We start from the raw sequence: 17,020 nt of genomic DNA, 5'->3' as shown, positions 1-17,020 counted from the left end.
ATTGCACGATAGACGGGTGGAGTGGAGGTGACAAGACCTCGGCGGGCAACCGGGTCGCGGGCTGGGATCAGGGCTTGCGGGACACAGGATTCGACAACTATGGTGCCGGTCAATCGATTGAACGGAGATCGCGTGACCGCCACTCACGACCCCGCCCTCTCGCTGACCGGCCGCCGTGTCCTCATCACCGGAGCAGCCGGCGGACTGGGGCAAGCAGTCGCTCGTCACCTGGTCCGTCTCGGCGCCACCGTCGCCCTGGCCGACCTCGACGCCGACGGTCTGAAGGCAACAGCCGAAACCCTCCCCAGCGCCGAGGCCGGGCCTGTGCTGCTGGCGGGGGATCTTTCCGATGACGGGTTCGCCGGTGGGTTGGCGGCAACCGCGACGGAGGGGATGGGCGGGTTGGACGGTGTGGTCAACGCCGTCGGGGTGATGCGGACCGCGCCGCTGCGGGAGTTGCCGGTCGCGGAGTGGCGGCGAGTGGTCGACGTCAACCTGAACTCGGTCTTCCAGGTCATCCAGAGCGCGGCGGCGGTGATGAGCGGCGGCTCGATCGTGAACGTCGCCTCGGTGGCGGGCCGGTCCGGGCGTCCGGACGCCGCGCACTACGCCGCTTCCAAGGCGGGCCTGCTGTCGCTGACCAAGTCCGCGGCGCTCGCGCTCGGCCCCGCGATCCGGGTGAACGCCGTCTGTCCCGGAATCTTCCTGACCCCGATGTGGGACGGGATCCTGGCCGACCGCGACCTGGCGTTCGGTGCCGGCGCCGGCGCGGAGTACCTGCGATCGGTCACCGAGCGCACCGCGCTGCGCCGGATCGGCGAACCGGCCGAGCTGGCCGGCGTGGTGGCCTTCCTGCTCAGCGACCTGGCCTCGTTCGTGACCGGCCAGGCGATCAACGTCGACGGCGGACTGGAGATGCACTGATGACGGGGTTCCGCTTGCTCACCGCGCTGTACGGCGACGATGCGATGGTCGGCATCTGGTCGGAGCGCGCCACCATCGAGGCCTGGCTGCGGGTCGAGTCCGAGCTGGCCCAGGCGCAGGCCGAGGTGGGGGTGATCAGCCAGGCCGACGCGGACGCGATCAGCGCGGTCTGCCGGCCGGAGCTGATCGACGCCGAGCAGTTGTGGGATGCGTCCCGCGTGGTCGGGTATCCGATCCTCGCGCTGACTCGGCAACTGTCCGCGGCACTGCCCCCGGGTCCGGCCGGTCGCGTCCACTACGGCGCGACCACGCAGGACATCATGGACTCCGGCCTGGCGCTGCAGCTCGGCGCGGCGGGGACCCGGCTGATCGAGCTGACCGTGATCCTCGGCGACGCGCTGTCCGGGCTCGCGGCCGAGCACGAGAAGACGGTGATCGCCGCCCGCACCCACGCGCAGCAGGCGGTGCCGACGACTTTCGGCGCCAAGATCGGCGGCTTCCTTGCCGAGCTGACCGACGAGCTGGCCGACCTGCGCCGCGTCGTGGCCGAGGTCCGGCTGGTGTCGTTGTACGGCGCGGGCGGGACGAACGCCGCGATGGGTCCGGGCAGTCCCGAAGTACGCCGGGTGCTGGCGGGCCGGCTCGGGTTGTCGGACCGGGACGTGTCGTGGCACGTCTCGCGGCATCGGGTGGCGCGGTTCGGGGCCGTGTGCGCGACGCTGGCGGCGACATGTGTGCGGTTCGCCCGTGAGGTGGTCGACCTGTCCCGCACCGAGATCGCCGAAGTCCGTGAGCAGGACGGTCATCACCGTGGCGCTTCGTCGACCATGCCGCAGAAGCAGAACCCGGTCAGCTCGGAATCAGTGGTCGGCTTCGGAGTAGCGGCCGGTGCGGCAGCGGCCACCTTGCTGCGGGCGATGGAGGCCGGGCACGAGCGCAGCGCGGGGGAGTGGCAGTTGGAGTGGCTGGCGGTGCCGCAGGTGGCGGAGTACACCGCGGCCGCGCTGCTGCTGACCGGCCGCACCGCGACGACGCTGCGGGTGTTTCCCGAGGTGATGCGGGCGAACCTGAACCGCGATGGCGGGCTGCTGATGAGCGAGGCGCTGATGATGCGGCTCGCGCCGGTGCTGGGCAGGGACCGCGCACACGACCTGGTGTACGCGGCTGCCATCACCGCTCGGGACAGCGGCCGGGACCTTGGTGACGTCATCGCCGAACTGACGCGCGGCGGGGAGATCGAACTGGACAGCGCGCAGGTGAGCGCCGAGGAGTACGTCGGCGAGGCGCCGGCGATGGCAGCCGCCGCGGTCGCCGACTGGCAGACCCGGCGGGTGCCGGACGACGAGACCCGGCGGCAGCCGGGAAGTGAGGAGGCACAGGGTGAGTGACGACCGGTTGCCGGACCCGACGCAGGGCCTGGCCGATCTGCACGGGCTGTGGCGGATCCGCGTCCTGGAGGAGAAGGTGCGCGATCTCCGGCTGTCCGGCGAAATCGCCGGATCGGTGCACCTGGCGATCGGGCAGGAGGCCGGCCCGGTCGGCGTCTGCACCGAGCTCACCGAGGCCGACGCGCTGTTCGCGACGTACCGCGGTCATGGCTGGGCGCTGGCCCGCGGGGTCCCGGCCGACGCGATGCTGGCCGAGTTGGCCGGCCGGACGACCGGGCTGAACGGCGGACGCGGCGGTTCGGCGTACTTCACCGCGCCGCGGTACGGCTTCCACGGCGAGAACTCGATCGTCGGCGCGGGGGCACCGATCGCCGTCGGTGCCGCGCTGGCCGGGAAGCACGACGGCTCCGGCCGGATCGCGGTGACGGTGTTCGGTGACGGCGCGCTCAACCAGGGGGCGACGCACGAGGCGCTCAACTTCGCCGCGGCGTTCAAGCTCGGCGTCGTCTTCGTCTGCGAGAACAACCTGTACTCCGAGCTCACCCCGATCGCCGACATGGTCGCCGAGCCCGAGCTGTACAAGCGCGCGGCGGCGTACGGCATGGCCGGTGAGCGCCTCGACGGCAACGACCCCAGCGCCGTACGGGATGCCGCGCGCCGCGCCCTCGAACGAGCCCGCGCCGGCCAAGGACCGACCCTGCTGGAGCTGATGACGCAACGCCTGGTGGGGCACTACATCGGCGACGCCGAGCAGTACCGCCCAGCCGGTGAGGTGGAGCGGGCCAAGCAGACCGAGCCGATCGTCCGGCTGCGGGCCGCCCTGGCGGCCGAGGGAGTTCCGGACACCGACCTCGACGACTGCGAGAACGGCGCCCGCGAGGAGATCGAGCAGGCCGCGGCGGCCGCGCTGGCCGCCCCGATCGCCGACGGTGCGACCGCGAAGGAGCACATCTATGCCTGAGGCAACTACCATGGCAACGACAGGCGCACCGGCCGGGCTGAACCTCAGGTACGGCGAGGCGATCAACGCAGGCCTGGTCCGGCTGCTCACCGAACTCCCGGAGACTCTGGTGTACGGCGAGGACGTGGCCAAGCCGGGCGGTGTCTTCGGCGTCACCCGCGGACTGCGCCGGCGGTTCGGCGACCGGGTCTTCGACACCCCGATCAGCGAGGCCGCGATTCTCGGCAGCGCCGTCGGTGCCGCCCTGATGGGTCTCCGGCCGATCGTCGAGATCATGTGGGCCGACTTCTCCCTGGTCGCCCTCGACCAGCTCGTCAACCAGGCCGCGAACGCGCGGTACGTGTCCCGCGGCGAGGCGCCCGCGCCGATCGTCGTACGGACCCAGCAGGGCAACGCGCCCGGTGCCTGCGCACAGCACTCGCAGTCGCTGGAGGCGCTGTTCCTGCACGTTCCCGGTCTGCGGGTGGTGATGCCGTGGACCGCGCAGGACGGGTACGACGCGTTGCTGGCGGCCGGGTACAGCGACGATCCGGTGATCGTGATCGAGAACCGCACGTTGTACGCGGGGGAGAAGACCGAGGTCCGGATCGACGGACCACCACGTCCGGCCGGCTGGACCACCGTCCGGCGGCCGGGCCGGGACGCGACCGTGGTCACCTGGGGCGCGATCACCGCTCGAGTCCTCGCCGCGGCCGACCGGTTGGTGGCCGACGGCATCGACCTCGAGGTGGTCGAGCTGACCTGGCTCAACCCCCTCGACCTGACCGAGGTCCTCGGCAGCCTGGGCCGGACCGGCCGGCTGGCCGTGGTCCACGAAGCGAACGTCACCGGCGGCTTCGGCGCGGAGGTCCTCGCCCGCGTCGCCGAGTCCGGCGTACCGCTGTCCACCGCGCCCGTCCGGATCGGTACGCCGGACAGCCGGATCCCCGCCGCGCCGTCGCTCGCGGAGGCCCTGGTGCCTTCCGTCGACCGGATCGCGGCCCAGCTCACCAAGCTCGTGCAGGAGAAGCCATGACAACCAAGAGGATTCCCCTGGTCGCCCTCGTCGTCGCGCTGGCCGCGGCCGGCTGCGGCCAGGCGACCGATACCTCCGCCGGGAGCGCCGCTGAGGCGGCCCCGGACGCGAAGAACCTCACCATCGGGGTCTCGAACCTGGGCAAGAACTTCCCGTTCCCGGCCGCAATCGTCGGCGGGATCGACGAGAAGGCCGAGGAGCTCGGGGTGAAGCTGGTCCAGGTCGACGCCCAGGGTGCCGCCGAGAAGCAGGCCAACGACGTCCAGGACCTGATCGGGCAGAAGCCGAGCGGCGTCCTGCTGCTCCCGGTCGACTCCGGTGTCGCGACCGGACTGGCGGACCAGCTGAAGACCGCCGGCATCCCGACCGTCGCCGTCGCCTCCCAGGTCGGCGACCCGGCCACCCGCAAGATCGAGGACGTGTACCCGGGGCTCGTCGCCCTGGTCACCCAGGCCGAGGTCAAGGCAGGCCGGATCGCCGGGGAGCTCGCACTGGCGGCGCTCCCGAGCGGCGGCAAGGTCGCGATCGTCGAGGGCACCGCGGGGTTCGCCGAGGTGAAGACCCGGTCGGCGGAGTTCCTCGCGCCGGCGCAGGACAAGGGCGTCACCTTCACGGTGGTCGCCCGGCAGCCCGGTGACTGGGTGCCGGACAAGGCCCAGTCGGCCTGTCAGAACATCCTCGCCGCGCACCCCGACGTCGCGCTGATCTACAACCAGAGCGACGACATGGCGGTCGGCTGCTCGAAGGCGGTCAAGGCCGCGGGATCGAAGGCCAAGGTGGTCGGCGTCGGCGGGTCGAAGCTCGGCGTCGAGGGCGTCAGCAGCGGCGACATCTACGGGACCGTCTGCTACAAGCCGAAGGACCTGGGCGCGCTGGCCCTGCAGGTGATGTACGACCAGTTGACCGGGGCGAAGAAGCGGGACGCCGAGTTCGTCACCTACGACACGCCCGGTATCACCAAGGCGAACGTGGCGGACTGCGCCCCGCAGTGGTGATCCGATGACCGAGCCGCTGCTGGAGTTGACCGACGTCACCAAGACGTTCCCGAACGGCACCCGGGCCCTGCGGGGGGTCTCACTCCGGGTCGCGCCGGGCTCCGTCCACGGTCTGGTCGGTGCGAACGGGGCCGGCAAATCCACGCTGATCAAGGTGATCGCCGGGGTGCACCCGCCGACGACCGGGTCGCTGACCTGGCAGGGCGCCCGCCGGAGCTGGCGTGACCCGGGCGCGGCCCGCCGGGCCGGCCTGGCCACGATCCACCAGCACATCCCCTTGGTGGAGACGTTGAGCGTGCTCGAGAACGTCTTCCTGGACCGCGGCGGATTCCGCCGTACTCCGGTCGGCCGGCGGGAGGAGTTCGCCGACCTGGTCGAGCGGCTCGGCTACCCGGTCGAGGCCGACGTGCTGGTCGGTGACCTGTCGATCGGGGCGCGGCAGATGGTGGCGATCCTGCAGGCGCTCGCGGCCGGGGCCGAACTGGTGGTGATGGACGAACCGACCGCCTCGCTCTCGGAGGGGGAGCGGCGGCTCGTCTTCGACGCGGTCAGGCGGCTGTCCGGCCAGGGCACCGCGTTTTTGTACATCTCGCATTTCCTGGACGAGATCCTCGACCTGACCGGCCAGGTCACCGTGCTCCGGGACGGCCGGGTGGTCCTGGATCGCGGTACGGCGGAACTGGACGAGGAGACGCTGGTCCGGTCCGTCTCGGGCCGGGAACTGCGGGCCGTGGAGTCGGTTCCGGCCGTGGTCCCGGACCGGACGGCGCCGGTCGTGCTCGAGGTGGCCGGGCTGTCGTCACCGGGCCGGTTGACCGACGTGTCGTTCGAGGTGCGGGCCGGTGAGGTGGTCGGCCTGGCCGGGCTGCTGGGGTCGGGCCGGTCGGAGATCCTGGCCGCCGTGTTCGGTGACGACCAGGCCGCGACCGGGACGATCCGTGTCGGTGACCGGCCGGTGCATGCCGGCCACCGGAGGTCCGCGTTCCGGCGGGACCGGGGACCGCGCGACGCCGTGGACGCCGGGATCGCCTACGTGCCGGAGGACCGGGTCCGGCAGGGACTGCACGTCGGCGAGCCGGTGTGGAAGAACATCAGCCTGCCGTACCTCGCGGCGTCCGCCCGCGGCGGCGTCGTACCGCGCGAGGACGACGAGCGGGCGCAGGCCCTGCGGGCCGTCGGCGACCTCGGAATCGTTGCGGCCGGCATCGACTCGACGCCGGCCGAGCTGTCCGGCGGGAACGCGCAGAAGGTCGCGTTCGCCAAGTGGCTGTACGGCGACGCGAAGGTGTGGCTGCTGGACGAGCCGACGGCCGGTGTGGACGTCGGCGCGAAGGCGGACCTGCTCGGCCTGGTCCGCCGGCTGGCCGCGGAAGGCAAGGCGGTGGTGGTGGTGACCAGCGAGTTCGAGGAGCTGCTGGCGGTCTGTACCCGGGTGCTGGTGGTGCGCCGCGGCCGGCTGGTCGCCGAGCGTGCCGCGGCACGGATGTCGGAGGAGGAACTGATGATGCTGGCCCAGGGGCTCACCGCCGGGACGGTGCGCGATGCCGGCTGAGCGGCGGTTGCCGGAGAGCCTGAAGCTCTCCCGCGCCGGGGTGGTGTACGCGCTGGTGGCGCTGGTCGGCGTGCTCGCGCTGGCGAGCGCGGCCCAGGGCCGCGCGCCGTACCTGGATCCGATGAACGTGTCGAACATCCTCGACCAGACGGCGTTGCTCGGCATCCTCGCGGTGTCCACGACGATCGTGCTGATCAGCGGGAACTTCGACCTGTCGATCGGGTCGGTCGCGGCCCTCGGCGCCGCGTTGTGCCTGAGCCTGATCGGGCCGATCGGGTTCTGGCCGGCGTTCCTCGTCGCGCTGGCGACCGGCGCCCTGGTCGGCCTGTTCAACGGCGTCGTCGTGCAGTACGTCGGGATTAACGCGTTCATCGTCACGCTCGGCACGATGACCGGGGTCCGCGGTCTGGTGCTGATCGTCACCGACGGCCGGACCGTGACGCCGCCGGCCGGTGACGGCGCGAGCGCCCTGCGCGGGATCGACGCCGGCCGCTGGATCACGCCGAACCTCTACCTGGTGGCGGGGATCACGGTGTTGCTGCTGGCCGGCTGGCGGCTGTGGTCCCAGCGAGCCGCCGGACCGAGGGACGCCGCGCTACGGAGCCCGGCAGTGCTGGTCCCCGGCGTCCTCGGACTCGTCCTGGTCGCGGCGTCACCCGCGCTGATCTTCACGGTGCAGGTGACGCAACGGACGACGTACCTGCTGGTTCTCGTCGCCGTCGCGGCCTGGGTCCTGCGGTTCACCACCGTCGGGCGGCGGCTGTACGCGACCGGCGGCAACCCCGAGGCCGCCCGGCTGTCCGGTGTCGCGGTGAACCGGTACAAGGTGCTCGCCTTCGTCCTCAACGGGACGGCCGCGGCCTTCGTCGGCGTGCTGTACGCCGCTCGGATCGGCTCGATCAACCCGACCGGGCTGACCGGCTACGAACTCACCGCGCTCGCCGCCGCCATCCTCGGCGGTACGGCGTTGTTCGGTGGGGTCGGCAGCGTGCTGAAGTCGCTGGCCGGCGCGCTCATCCTGGTGACGCTGAAGAACGGCTTCAACATTCTCAACCTCGGCGCGAACTGGCAGGGGCTGATCGAGGGCATGGTGCTGATCGTGGCGGCGGCGATGTACACGGTGTCGGCCCGGCGGCCCGCGGTCCGGACGGCGGGGGAGTGAGCGCGATGCCCACCGGGATCTGGCACACCGGCCTGCACGTCAGCGACCTGGACCGCTCGATCGCCTTCTACCGCGACGTTCTCGGGCTCGACCTGGTGCATGTCCAGGACCAGGACAACCCGTACACCCGGACTCTGGTCGGCTACCCGGATGCGCGGCTCCGGGTCGCCCAGCTGGCCGTGCCCAGCGACCGGCCGGGTATCAGCAGCCACGATGTCGAGCTGGTCCAGTACCTCACACCGCAGGGCGTCCGGCAGGACCCGGCGCGGTACCACCCGGGCTCGGCGCACCTGGCGTTCGTGGTCGGCGACCTGCGCACGGAGTACGACCGAATGCTGGCGGCCGGGGTCAGGTTCGTCTCGTCGCCGAACCGGATCGAGGCGGGCGTCAACCAGGGCGGCTGGTGCTGCTACCTGCTCGACCCCGACGACATCACCCTCGAGCTGGTGCAACCACCGCCGCACCGTCTCCCGGACCGGAAGGACGACGCGTGATCATCGACGCCCACCAGCACTTCTGGGACCTCGACCGACTCGTCTACCCCTGGCTGGCCGCCGACGGGCTGGAGCCGATCCGTCGCAGCTTCGACCCGACCGCGCTGGAGTCGCGGCTGGACGCCTGCGGAGTGGACCGCACCGTGCTCGTGCAGTCGCTGGACTCCACCGAGGACACCGACTTCATGCTCGAGGTCGCGGACCGCTGGCCGCGCGTCGCCGCGGTCGTGGGCTGGGTACCGCTGACCGATCCGGACGCGGCCGCCGCGATGCTGGCGGAGCGCGCGAAGGATCCGCGCTTCGTCGGCGTCCGGCACCTGATCCACGACGAACCCGACGAGGACTGGCTGCTGCGCGAGGACGTCGGTGTGGGCCTCGAGGTCCTGGCGGTGAGTGGACTGACGTTCGACGTGGTGGCCGTGTCCCCTCGCCACCTCGCTCAGGTGTCGGTCATCGCCGAGCGGCACCCGGACCTGCGGCTGGTGATCGACCATCTGGCCAAGCCGCCGATCGCGGCCGGCGGCCGGCAGCCGTGGGCGGAACTGCTCGGCCGGGCTGCCGCGCATCCGCACGTGTATGCCAAGATTTCGGGCCTCAACACGGCGGCCCGGCCCGGCTGGACCGCGGACGACCTCCGCCCGTACGTCGAGCACGCGGTCGACGTCTTCGGTCCGGAGCGGCTGATGTACGGCGGCGACTGGCCGGTGGCGACGCTGGCCGACGACTATGAGCGGGTCTGGTCCGAGACCGGCCGGGTCCTGGCCGAGTTGAGCCAGGACGAGCGGGCGTCCGTGCTGGGGGGCACGGCGGCGGAGTTCTACCGGATTCCGGAGGTGGACCGCTGATGCTGGACCTGCTGGCCCCGATCGCCGCCCAGGTGGCGATCGACGTACCACCGGAACACCGGCGCGGGATCGCCCTGGTCGGCGCGGGCGCGATCGTGGACGTCGCGCACCTGCCGGCGTACCGCGGGCTCGGGCTCGACATCCGCGGCCTGTACGACGTCCGGCCGGAGCAGGCGAAACGGGTGGCCGGGCGGCACGGAATCGGGCGGGTCTACGGCTCGCTCGAGGAACTGCTGGGCGACGAGTCGGTCGAGGTGGTCGACGTGGCGGTGGTGCCGTGGGCGCAGCCGGACGTGGTTCGCCAGGTCATTGCCGCGGGCAAGCATGTCCTGTGCCAGAAGCCGTTCGCGCCCGACCTGGTGACCGCGCGCGAGCTGATCGACGCCGCGACGCGGGCGGGGGTCCGGCTGGCGGTGAACCAGCAGTTGCGCTGGGACGAGGGCATCGCGGCGGCCCGCGCGATGGTCCGGGCCGGCTGGATCGGTACCCCGACCACGACCTCGTTCACGGTCGACATCAGCACCGACTGGTCCGCCTGGGACTGGCTGGTCCGCTCCGACCGGCTCGAGATCATGTACCACTCGATCCACTACCTCGACGCCGTCCGCAGCATCCTCGGCGACCCGCGCCGGGTGTTCGCCACCGCCTCCCGCCGGTCCGGCCAGCTCGCGACCGGTGAGACCAGGACGATCTCCACCCTCGTGTACGACGGCGACACCCGGGCCGTGCTGCACGTCAACCACGAGAACACCGGAGGCGACCAGCGGGCGGAGTTCCGGATCGACGGGACCGAGGGCGCGATCCGCGGCACGCTCGGACTGCTCTACGACTACCCGCACGGGCGGCCCGACACGCTGGAGGTCTTCAGCCGGGTGGCGCCGACCGACGGCTGGCTGGCGTACCCGGTGACGCGGCGCTGGATCCCGTGGGCGTTCGGCGGGCCGATGGCGGGGTTGCTCGGCTGGATCGCGGACGGGACACCGTCACCGACCGCCGCCGAGGACAACATCGGCACGCTGGCGCTCGTCCAGGCCCTGTACGGTTCGATCGACGACGGTCAGGCACGAACGGTGGAGGCAGGATGACCCCGACCACGGTCCGGGAACGGTGATGCCGGCGGCCACCGGTCGGGGCGGCCGGGTGACGATCAGCGATGTCGCCGCGCGGGCCGGGGTGGACAAGGCCATCGTCTCCCGGGTGGTGAACGACAAGGCCGTCAGCATCCGGCCCGAGACCCGGGAGCGGGTGCTGCTGGCGATCCGGGAACTCGGCTACCGGCGCAACATGGCGGCCCGTTCGCTGCGTACCGCCAGTACCGGCGCGGTCGGCTTGTTCATCCCCGACTTCGCCAACCCGGTCTACGCCGAGATCATCACCGGCGCCGAGACGGCCGCGCTGGCCCGCGGGTATGTGCTGATGGTTGGCTCGTCGGCCGGTGCGGGCCACCGCACCAAGGACTACCTGGAGGCGCTGGGCGAGGGCAGGGTCGACGGCCTGCTGCTCGCGGGCGGGCCGATCTCGCCGGCCGAGCAGCAGACGCTGGACGCGCAGGGCGTGCCGTGGCTGCTGGTCAACCGCCGCGGGCGCTCGACCACCCGGCACGTCGTGCTCGACGACGACCGGGCGGCCCAGGTCGCGGTCGGGCATCTGCTGGACCTCGGGCATCGGCGGATCGCGCACGTCGCCGGACCGGCTGGCGCGGACACCGCCCGACGACGGCGTGAGGGCTATCGCAAAGCGTTGCGGGCGGCGGGAATCGAGCCCGAGGCGTCGCTGGTGGCGGCGGCCGACTACACCCCGGCCGGCGGGTTCGAAGCCGCGTCCGCGCTGCTCGCGTCGGGCCGGCCGCCGACCGCGTTGTTCGTCGCGAACGTCGCCTCTGCCATCGGTGTCCTGACCGCGGTGCGCGAACGCGGCCTGTCCGTACCCGACGACATCTCCGTGGTCGCCGTGCACGACCTGCCGCTGGCCGAACACCTGGTGCCCGCGCTGACGACGGTCCGGATGCCGCTGCGGTCACTCGGCGCCCGGGCAACGGAACTGCTGCTGGAAACGGATCCGCGCCGGCCCGTCGCCGAGGTGGTCCGGGACCCGATAGACCTCGTCATCAGAAGGTCGACAGCCCGCCCACCCCGCCGCCGCCGCTGACAGCCAGGGCCTCCCACAGCCCGGCCGGCACCGGCCGCGACCACAGCGCGACGTTCTCCCGGACCTCGGCCGCGGTGGAGCAGCCGACCAGCACGCTGCCGACCGCGGGATGGGTGGCCGGGAAGCGCATCGCCGCGGTCTTCAGCGGTACGTCGTACGAGGCGCAGATCGCCGCCATCCGCTCGGCCCGGGCGAGGATCGCCGCCGGTGCCGGCCGGTAGTCGTACGTCGGCCGCGCGGCCGGGTCGGCCAGTACACCGGAGTTGAACACGCCGCCGGCGATCACGGCGACGCCGCGATCCGAGGCCGCGACGAGCAGGTCGTCGGCGGCCGACCGGTCGAGCAGGGTGTAGCGGCCGGCGATCAGCACGACGTCGATCCCGGTCTCCCGAACGAAGCGGGCCGGCATCGCGGCACTGTTCATCCCGATGCCGATCGCGCCGATGACGCCTTGGGCGCGCAGTCCGTCGAGCACCGGGTACGCCTCGTCCATGGCCTGCCGCTCGTGCTGGTCGGGGTCGTGCAGATGGACGATGTCGACCCGGTCCAGGCCGAGCCGGGTCAGGCTGTCCTCGACCGAGCGGGCGATCCCGTCCCGGCTGAAGTCGTACTCGACCCGGCGGGCGGTCTCGTCGACCACCCGCCGGCCGGCCTTGGTGGAGACCCGGTACGACGACCTCGGCAGCCCGGCGAGGACCGCGCCGAGGCGTCGCTCCGCCGCGCCGGCGCCGTACAGGGGAGCGGTGTCGAAGTAGTCGATGCCGGCCTCGATCGCGGCCTCGAGGGTGGCCGCGGCGCGCGCTTCGTCGCCGGGCTCGGCGCCGGCCACCGGGGCGGTGCCCAGCCCGAGAGGGCCAGGCACCACTCCTTTCCTCCGGTGCGGATCAAGATTGTTGCCGTCGGCTACGATCATCGCCGCGGCGCGATCAGGTACTCGATACCCGCCGTGGTCTGCAGCTCGACCACGCCGTTCTCGGGCCGGGCCACGGTGACCGGACCCGCGGTGGACCGGACCTCGACCGGGCCGGAGGTCCGCAGCCGCAGCTTGCTGCCGAGCAGCGACCGAATCTTGGCCCCGGACAACGTGCCCCCGGACCAGGTCAGCTCGATCTCGAAGCCGCCCCGGGCGCGCAGACCACGGACGCGTCCGGAGGGGAAGGCCGACGGCAGGCAGGGCAGCAACGCCACTTCGCCGGAGTGGCTCTGCAGGATCATCTCGGTGATCCCCGAGACCCCGCCGAAGTTCCCGTCGATCTGGAACGGCGGGTGCAGGTCGAACATGTTCGGCGCCGTCCGGCCGGGAGCGATCAGCTGGGTGAGGTGCTTGTACGCGTTGGCCGGCTCCAGCAGCCGGGCCCGCAGGTTCAGCTTCCAGGCCAGCGACCAGCCGGCCGTGACCGCCGGGCCGCGCAGCTCGAGGGACTTGCGCGCCGCGTCGGCCAGTTCCGGGGTCCGCCGCGGGGTGATCTGGTCGCTCGGGAAGACAGCCCACAGGTGCGACACGTGCCGGCTCGTCTCGGTGGCAGCCTCCTCCCAGTCGATCAGCCACTCCTGGATCTGGCCGAGGAACCCGATCTGGATCGGCGGCAGCTTGGCTTTGGCCGCGGCGGCCCGCTGCGCCATCGCCGGGTCCTCGCCGAGCAGCCCGGCGGCCTGGCCGAAGACCTTGAACAGGTCGTGCAGGATCTCGCTGTCCATCGTCGGCCCGGCGCAGATGCTGACCCCGACGTTGTCGTAGTCGTGGTGCTTGAGCTCCGGCGAGTGCGACGGGCTGGTCACCAGATAGCCCGTCGCCGCGTCGGTCTGCAACTGGTCGAGGAAGAACTCCACCGAGCCGCGGAGCACCGGGTAGTACCGGCGCAGCATCTCCACGTCGCCGGTGTACTCGAAGCGTTCCCAGAACAGCAACGACAACCAGGCGCCGCCGGTCGGCCAGACGCCGTAGTACGCGAAGTCGACCGGCGCCGTACCTCGCCAGCCGTCGGTGTTGTGGTGGGCGACCCACCCGGGCGCGTCGTACATCAGCTCCGCGGTCCGGGCGCCCGACTCGGCCAGCTCGCCGATCATCTGGAACAGCGGGTCCCAGCACTCGGCCAGGTTGGCCGGGCCGGCCGGCCAGTAGTTCATCTCGCAGTTGATGTTCAGGGTGAACTTCGACTGCCACTCGGGCAGCATCTTGTAGCTCCAGATGCCCTGCAGGTTGGCGGGCTGGCCCGGGCTGCGGGAGCTGGAGATGAGCAGGTACCGACCGAACTGGTAGTACAGCGCGGCCAGTTGCGGGTCGCCGCCGTTACGGAAGGCGATGATCCGCTCGTTGGTCGGCAGGCCGATCGCGGCCGAGCTGCCGAGGTCGATGTCGAGGCGCCCGAACAGCCGGCGGTAGTCCTGGACGTGCGCGCTCCGGAGCAGGCCGTAGCCCGGACGGCCCGCCGCCGTCAGCGGCGCGGTCGCCTTGGCGACCTGGTCGTCGCTGACGTCGCGGTAGTCGCGGTAGCTCGTCCCGATCGACAGCAGCAGGGTGACGGCGTCGGCCCCGGCCACCGTGAGCTTGCTGTTGGCAACCGTTGTGGTGCCGCCCTCGGTGACCGCCCGGAGCAGGGCGGAGAACTTCACCGAGCCGGCCAGTCCCTCCGCCTCACCGCTGATCCCGTTCAGGGCCAGGGTGGTGTCGTCGAAGCGGGCGACGATGGCCTGCTGCGGGGTGGTGAAGGTGGCGTCGAACGAGATCGAGCCCGGCCGGTCCGCGGTCAGCCGCATCACCAGGAGTTGCGCGGGATGGCTGACGAAGGTCTCGCGGGTGTAGCGAACCCCGTCGGCGACGTAGCTCACCGAGGTGGTCGCGGTGGTCAGGTCCAGCTCGCGCCGGTACGCCGAGACGCCGGTCGCGCTGATCCCGGGAAAGGTGAGTTCGAGGTCTCCGACGGGCTGGTACTGCATCTGCTCGGTGGGCCGGCCCATGAAGTGCTCGTCCGCGAGGTTCTGGGCGTCGAGGTACTTCTCCTCGGCGATCAGCCGGCGGATCTCCGGCAGCACCTCGCGGCCGGCCGGGTCGTCGTACTGGTGCGGGCCGCCGGCCCAGACCGAGTCCTCGTTGAGCTGGAGCCGCTCGGTGGCGGTGCCGCCGTACACCATCGCACCCAGCCGGCCGTTGCCGATGGCAAGGGCCTGGAGCCACTCGGTGCCGGGTTGGTTGTACCAGAGCTTCAGGGGGTTGGTGTCGCTGCCGGTGCTGTCGGTCGGGGCGGCGGTCCCGGCCGTGGCGGCGGTGGCGGTTTCGGTCAGGGCGCCGGCGGCCAGGGCGGTACCGGCTGCGGCGCCGGCGGTCCGCAGGACCTGGCGTCTTGTGTAGTCGTTCATGGGCGGTCGTTCTCCCGTCGTCGGGCGGATGGGGAGGATCAGCGGCCCAGCCGGTAGATGCGCTGGGCGGTGCCGCGAAACACGTCGTTGTGCGCGGCGGGCGGAAGCAGAGTGGTGGTACGGCGAGCCGTCTCGGCGCGACTGGTCCGCAGGGTGCAGACCGGCCAGTCCGAGCCGAAGAGCAGCCGGCCGGATCCGAAGAGGTCGAGCGCAAGGCCGAACACCTCGGCCGCGTCCTGGGTCGACAGGCCACCAGTGACGCCGGACAGCTTGACGGCAACGCCGGGCTCGTGGGCGAGCCTGCGCATCCCGGTCGCCCAGCAGGTGTCGGCGCTGGTCGGGTTGCCCAGGTGGTCGAGCACGAGCCGCGCCTCCGGTACGGCGGCAGCGAGGCGGGCGGCTCCGATGAGAGCGGCCGGGCGGAGCAGCAGATCCACTGCGAGCCCGGCCGGGNCCGCGGCGATGCGGACGCCGCGGACGAAAGCGGGGTCGGCGAGCGTTCCCGGGTCGGTCTGGTCAGCCGGCGGACAGCGGATGCCGACCAACCGCGCTCCGGACGTTCCGGCGTACTCGAGAACGGAGGTCAAGCGGGCGGCGAAGTCGTCGGCGCGGAGGTCGAACCAGCCGACCACGCCCAGAACGCTCGGCGTGGCGGCGGCGAGATCGAGCAGGTCGACGACCTCGGCAGGATCCGCGTCGGCCTGCACCAGCACGGTCTCGGGCAGTTGCCCGTCGGAGGCCGCCGCCAGATCTGTCAGCGAGTAGTCACGTCGCAGCGGATGGCCTTCCGGCAGCCAGGGCAGCAACCGGCGGCTGGTGTCCCAGACGTGGACGTGGGCATCGAGCGGGGGAAGCCGCGGCTCACCCATGCCTGGCCGCCGGTTTGGTGATCGAACTCTCGCCGCGGGCGTGGGCCGAGAACAGTCGCGCGGCGTCCTCGGGATCGGTTCCCGCGAGCGCGGTGACCAGATCCATATGGCGGCGGGCCATCAGCCCCCAGTCACCGGCGTACATGGCGTTCGAGACCACCTGGAGGCTCCACAGGGCCGGCTCGAGCGTGCGCCAGACCCGGAGCAGCATCGAGTTGCCGCTGGTGGCGAGCACTTGCCGGTGGAAGCGCAGGTCGGCCTCGCGGAAGGCGCCGATGTCGTGGTGCTCGGCGGCCTCGATCATCTGCCGGACCTCGGTCCGGAGCAGGTCGAGTTCCTGCTCGGGGACCCGGCCCGTCGCCCGCCGGGCCGCGGCCGCCTCCAGCAGCACCCGGACCTCGCGGGCCTCCCGAGCCTCCACCTGGGAGATCTCGGTGACGAAGTTGCCCAGTCGCGGCTGGTAAGTCACCAGGCCCTCATGGGCGAGCCTGCGGACCGCCTCGCGGGCGGGGGTTTGGCTGGTGCCGAGCACCCGGGCGATCTCGGACTCGACGACGCGCATCCCAGGGGCCAGCTCGCCGGACAGGATCCAGCCACGGATCGCCTCGTACACCCGCTCGGAGAGCAGTTCGGTCTCGGTCGACTGAGCCGGGGCGGGATGGGTGGAACGAAGGACCAGGCCGCCGCCGCTGCGGTACCCGAGCCGCTCCTCCCGGCGCCGCCGGGCCACGGTCGACTGGGAGACGCCGTACGCCGCGGCGACCTTCCGGGTGGACGGCAACCGATCCTGCTTCTCGTCCCGGGCCCGAGCCGCCAACCGGTCGGCCGGTTGTCCGGCCTGTCCGGAACCGGCCATCGATCCTGCCGTGACAGTGCCCAGCCGGACCCTGTCGACCATCCGCGGCCGGCCGCTGCGCATCCCGTCGTCCAGGCCGGCCATCCCCATCCGCAGGAACCGGCGACGCCACTTGCCGACGGTGCCGGGGGTGACCGCAAGGGCATCGGCGACCTCCTTGTTCGACCGGCCCTCGGCGCAGACGAGCACGATCCGGGCTCGCAGGCGCATGGCCGGGCTCGTCGTGGTTGCGGTGGCGAGGTGGTTGAGGGCAGCACGCTCGGCCGCCGACAGGGTCAGCGGCGACTTGGGTCGTCCGGCATCGGGCATGCCTGCATAGTGGTCCCTCCGCGGCCGGCCTGTCGAGAGGGAATGGTGCGGACTTATGACTCAACTGTCCGAGTTTGCCGTTTAAACATTGACACTTATCCGCGATCCCCTGCATCGTCCATCGCTAGTGACACCCAGCTCGTCC

At 71.9% G+C, this 17,020-nt stretch carries 15 protein-coding genes; 11 read left to right on the top strand and 4 right to left on the bottom strand.

Annotation, left to right across the window (positions count from 1 at the left end; all coding sequences use genetic code 11):
* Positions 1 to 132: 132 nt before the first annotated feature.
* Genes ABD255_RS00265 through ABD255_RS00215 form a run of 11 tightly spaced genes read left to right on the top strand, consistent with a single transcriptional unit; the run spans position 133 to position 11,484 of the window.
* A complete protein-coding gene (locus ABD255_RS00265) occupies positions 133 to 924 on the top strand; it encodes an SDR family NAD(P)-dependent oxidoreductase (RefSeq protein WP_344208413.1) in 792 nt (263 codons plus the stop codon).
* Positions 924 to 2,312, top strand: coding sequence for a class-II fumarase/aspartase family protein (locus ABD255_RS00260; RefSeq protein ID WP_344208411.1), 1,389 nt, complete (start codon positions 924 to 926; stop codon positions 2,310 to 2,312). Before ABD255_RS00265 ends, ABD255_RS00260 begins: the two co-directional genes overlap by 1 nt.
* On the top strand, positions 2,305 to 3,273 hold the full coding sequence (locus ABD255_RS00255) for a thiamine pyrophosphate-dependent dehydrogenase E1 component subunit alpha (protein ID WP_344208409.1): 969 nt from the start codon (positions 2,305 to 2,307) through the stop codon (positions 3,271 to 3,273). The genes ABD255_RS00260 and ABD255_RS00255 overlap by 8 nt, the downstream gene beginning before the upstream one ends.
* Positions 3,266 to 4,288 (top strand): alpha-ketoacid dehydrogenase subunit beta, encoded by a 1,023-nt coding sequence (locus ABD255_RS00250; protein WP_344208407.1) that lies wholly within the window; start codon positions 3,266 to 3,268, stop codon positions 4,286 to 4,288. The genes ABD255_RS00255 and ABD255_RS00250 overlap by 8 nt, the downstream gene beginning before the upstream one ends.
* Positions 4,285 to 5,283, top strand: a complete 999-nt coding sequence (locus ABD255_RS00245; RefSeq protein ID WP_344208405.1) for a sugar ABC transporter substrate-binding protein — start codon at positions 4,285 to 4,287, stop codon at positions 5,281 to 5,283. Before ABD255_RS00250 ends, ABD255_RS00245 begins: the two co-directional genes overlap by 4 nt.
* A 4-nt stretch (positions 5,284 to 5,287) precedes the next feature.
* Positions 5,288 to 6,835: a sugar ABC transporter ATP-binding protein gene (locus ABD255_RS00240; RefSeq protein ID WP_344208403.1), complete on the top strand. Its 1,548-nt coding sequence runs from the start codon at positions 5,288 to 5,290 to the stop codon at positions 6,833 to 6,835.
* Positions 6,825 to 7,997 (top strand): ABC transporter permease, encoded by a 1,173-nt coding sequence (locus tag ABD255_RS00235; protein WP_344208401.1) that lies wholly within the window; start codon positions 6,825 to 6,827, stop codon positions 7,995 to 7,997. The genes ABD255_RS00240 and ABD255_RS00235 overlap by 11 nt, the downstream gene beginning before the upstream one ends.
* A 5-nt stretch (positions 7,998 to 8,002) precedes the next feature.
* Positions 8,003 to 8,491 (top strand): VOC family protein, encoded by a 489-nt coding sequence (locus ABD255_RS00230; RefSeq protein ID WP_344208399.1) that lies wholly within the window; start codon positions 8,003 to 8,005, stop codon positions 8,489 to 8,491.
* On the top strand, positions 8,488 to 9,336 hold the full coding sequence (locus tag ABD255_RS00225) for an amidohydrolase family protein (protein WP_344208397.1): 849 nt from the start codon (positions 8,488 to 8,490) through the stop codon (positions 9,334 to 9,336). Before ABD255_RS00230 ends, ABD255_RS00225 begins: the two co-directional genes overlap by 4 nt.
* Positions 9,336 to 10,421 carry a Gfo/Idh/MocA family protein gene (locus tag ABD255_RS00220; protein ID WP_344208395.1) on the top strand — a complete coding sequence of 362 codons (1,086 nt, stop codon included), beginning with the start codon at positions 9,336 to 9,338 and terminating at the stop codon, positions 10,419 to 10,421. The genes ABD255_RS00225 and ABD255_RS00220 overlap by 1 nt, the downstream gene beginning before the upstream one ends.
* A gap of 25 nt (positions 10,422 to 10,446) precedes the next feature.
* Positions 10,447 to 11,484, top strand: a complete 1,038-nt coding sequence (locus ABD255_RS00215; RefSeq protein ID WP_344208393.1) for a LacI family DNA-binding transcriptional regulator — start codon at positions 10,447 to 10,449, stop codon at positions 11,482 to 11,484.
* Here the strand turns inward: ABD255_RS00215 and ABD255_RS00210 are convergent.
* The 4 genes from ABD255_RS00210 to ABD255_RS00195 all read right to left on the bottom strand — a co-directional run bounded on the left by ABD255_RS00210 (position 11,444) and on the right by ABD255_RS00195 (position 16,875).
* Positions 11,444 to 12,346, bottom strand: coding sequence for an aldo/keto reductase (locus ABD255_RS00210; protein ID WP_344208391.1), 903 nt, complete (start codon positions 12,344 to 12,346; stop codon positions 11,444 to 11,446). The genes ABD255_RS00215 and ABD255_RS00210 overlap by 41 nt on opposite strands.
* 47 nt (positions 12,347 to 12,393) lie before the next feature.
* Positions 12,394 to 14,841: a glycoside hydrolase family 95 protein gene (locus ABD255_RS00205; RefSeq protein ID WP_344208389.1), complete on the bottom strand. Its 2,448-nt coding sequence runs from the start codon at positions 14,839 to 14,841 to the stop codon at positions 12,394 to 12,396.
* Positions 14,842 to 14,879: 38 nt separating this feature from the next.
* Complete coding sequence (locus ABD255_RS00200; RefSeq protein ID WP_344208387.1) at positions 14,880 to 15,710, bottom strand: amidohydrolase family protein; 831 nt, start codon at positions 15,708 to 15,710, stop codon at positions 14,880 to 14,882.
* Positions 15,703 to 16,875: a GntR family transcriptional regulator gene (locus ABD255_RS00195; protein ID WP_344208386.1), complete on the bottom strand. Its 1,173-nt coding sequence runs from the start codon at positions 16,873 to 16,875 to the stop codon at positions 15,703 to 15,705. The genes ABD255_RS00200 and ABD255_RS00195 overlap by 8 nt, the downstream gene beginning before the upstream one ends.
* Positions 16,876 to 17,020 lie beyond the last annotated feature (145 nt).

This window comes from Kribbella sancticallisti (assembly GCF_039530625.1).
GTDB lineage: Bacteria > Actinomycetota > Actinomycetes > Propionibacteriales > Kribbellaceae > Kribbella > Kribbella sancticallisti.
This window is presented reverse-complemented; position numbering and strand designations above follow the sequence as displayed.

Coding starts and splice junctions, on each gene's coding strand:
- ABD255_RS00245 (WP_344208405.1), top strand. CDS start 4,285: ATGACAACCAAGAGGATTCCCCTGGTCGCCCTCGTCGTCGCGCTGGCC.
- ABD255_RS00215 (WP_344208393.1), top strand. CDS start 10,447: ATGCCGGCGGCCACCGGTCGGGGCGGCCGGGTGACGATCAGCGATGTC.
- ABD255_RS00240 (WP_344208403.1), top strand. CDS start 5,288: ATGACCGAGCCGCTGCTGGAGTTGACCGACGTCACCAAGACGTTCCCG.
- ABD255_RS00205 (WP_344208389.1), bottom strand. CDS start 14,841: ATGAACGACTACACAAGACGCCAGGTCCTGCGGACCGCCGGCGCCGCA.
- ABD255_RS00250 (WP_344208407.1), top strand. CDS start 3,266: ATGCCTGAGGCAACTACCATGGCAACGACAGGCGCACCGGCCGGGCTG.
- ABD255_RS00220 (WP_344208395.1), top strand. CDS start 9,336: ATGCTGGACCTGCTGGCCCCGATCGCCGCCCAGGTGGCGATCGACGTA.
- ABD255_RS00235 (WP_344208401.1), top strand. CDS start 6,825: ATGCCGGCTGAGCGGCGGTTGCCGGAGAGCCTGAAGCTCTCCCGCGCC.
- ABD255_RS00230 (WP_344208399.1), top strand. CDS start 8,003: ATGCCCACCGGGATCTGGCACACCGGCCTGCACGTCAGCGACCTGGAC.
- ABD255_RS00195 (WP_344208386.1), bottom strand. CDS start 16,875: ATGCCCGATGCCGGACGACCCAAGTCGCCGCTGACCCTGTCGGCGGCC.
- ABD255_RS00260 (WP_344208411.1), top strand. CDS start 924: ATGACGGGGTTCCGCTTGCTCACCGCGCTGTACGGCGACGATGCGATG.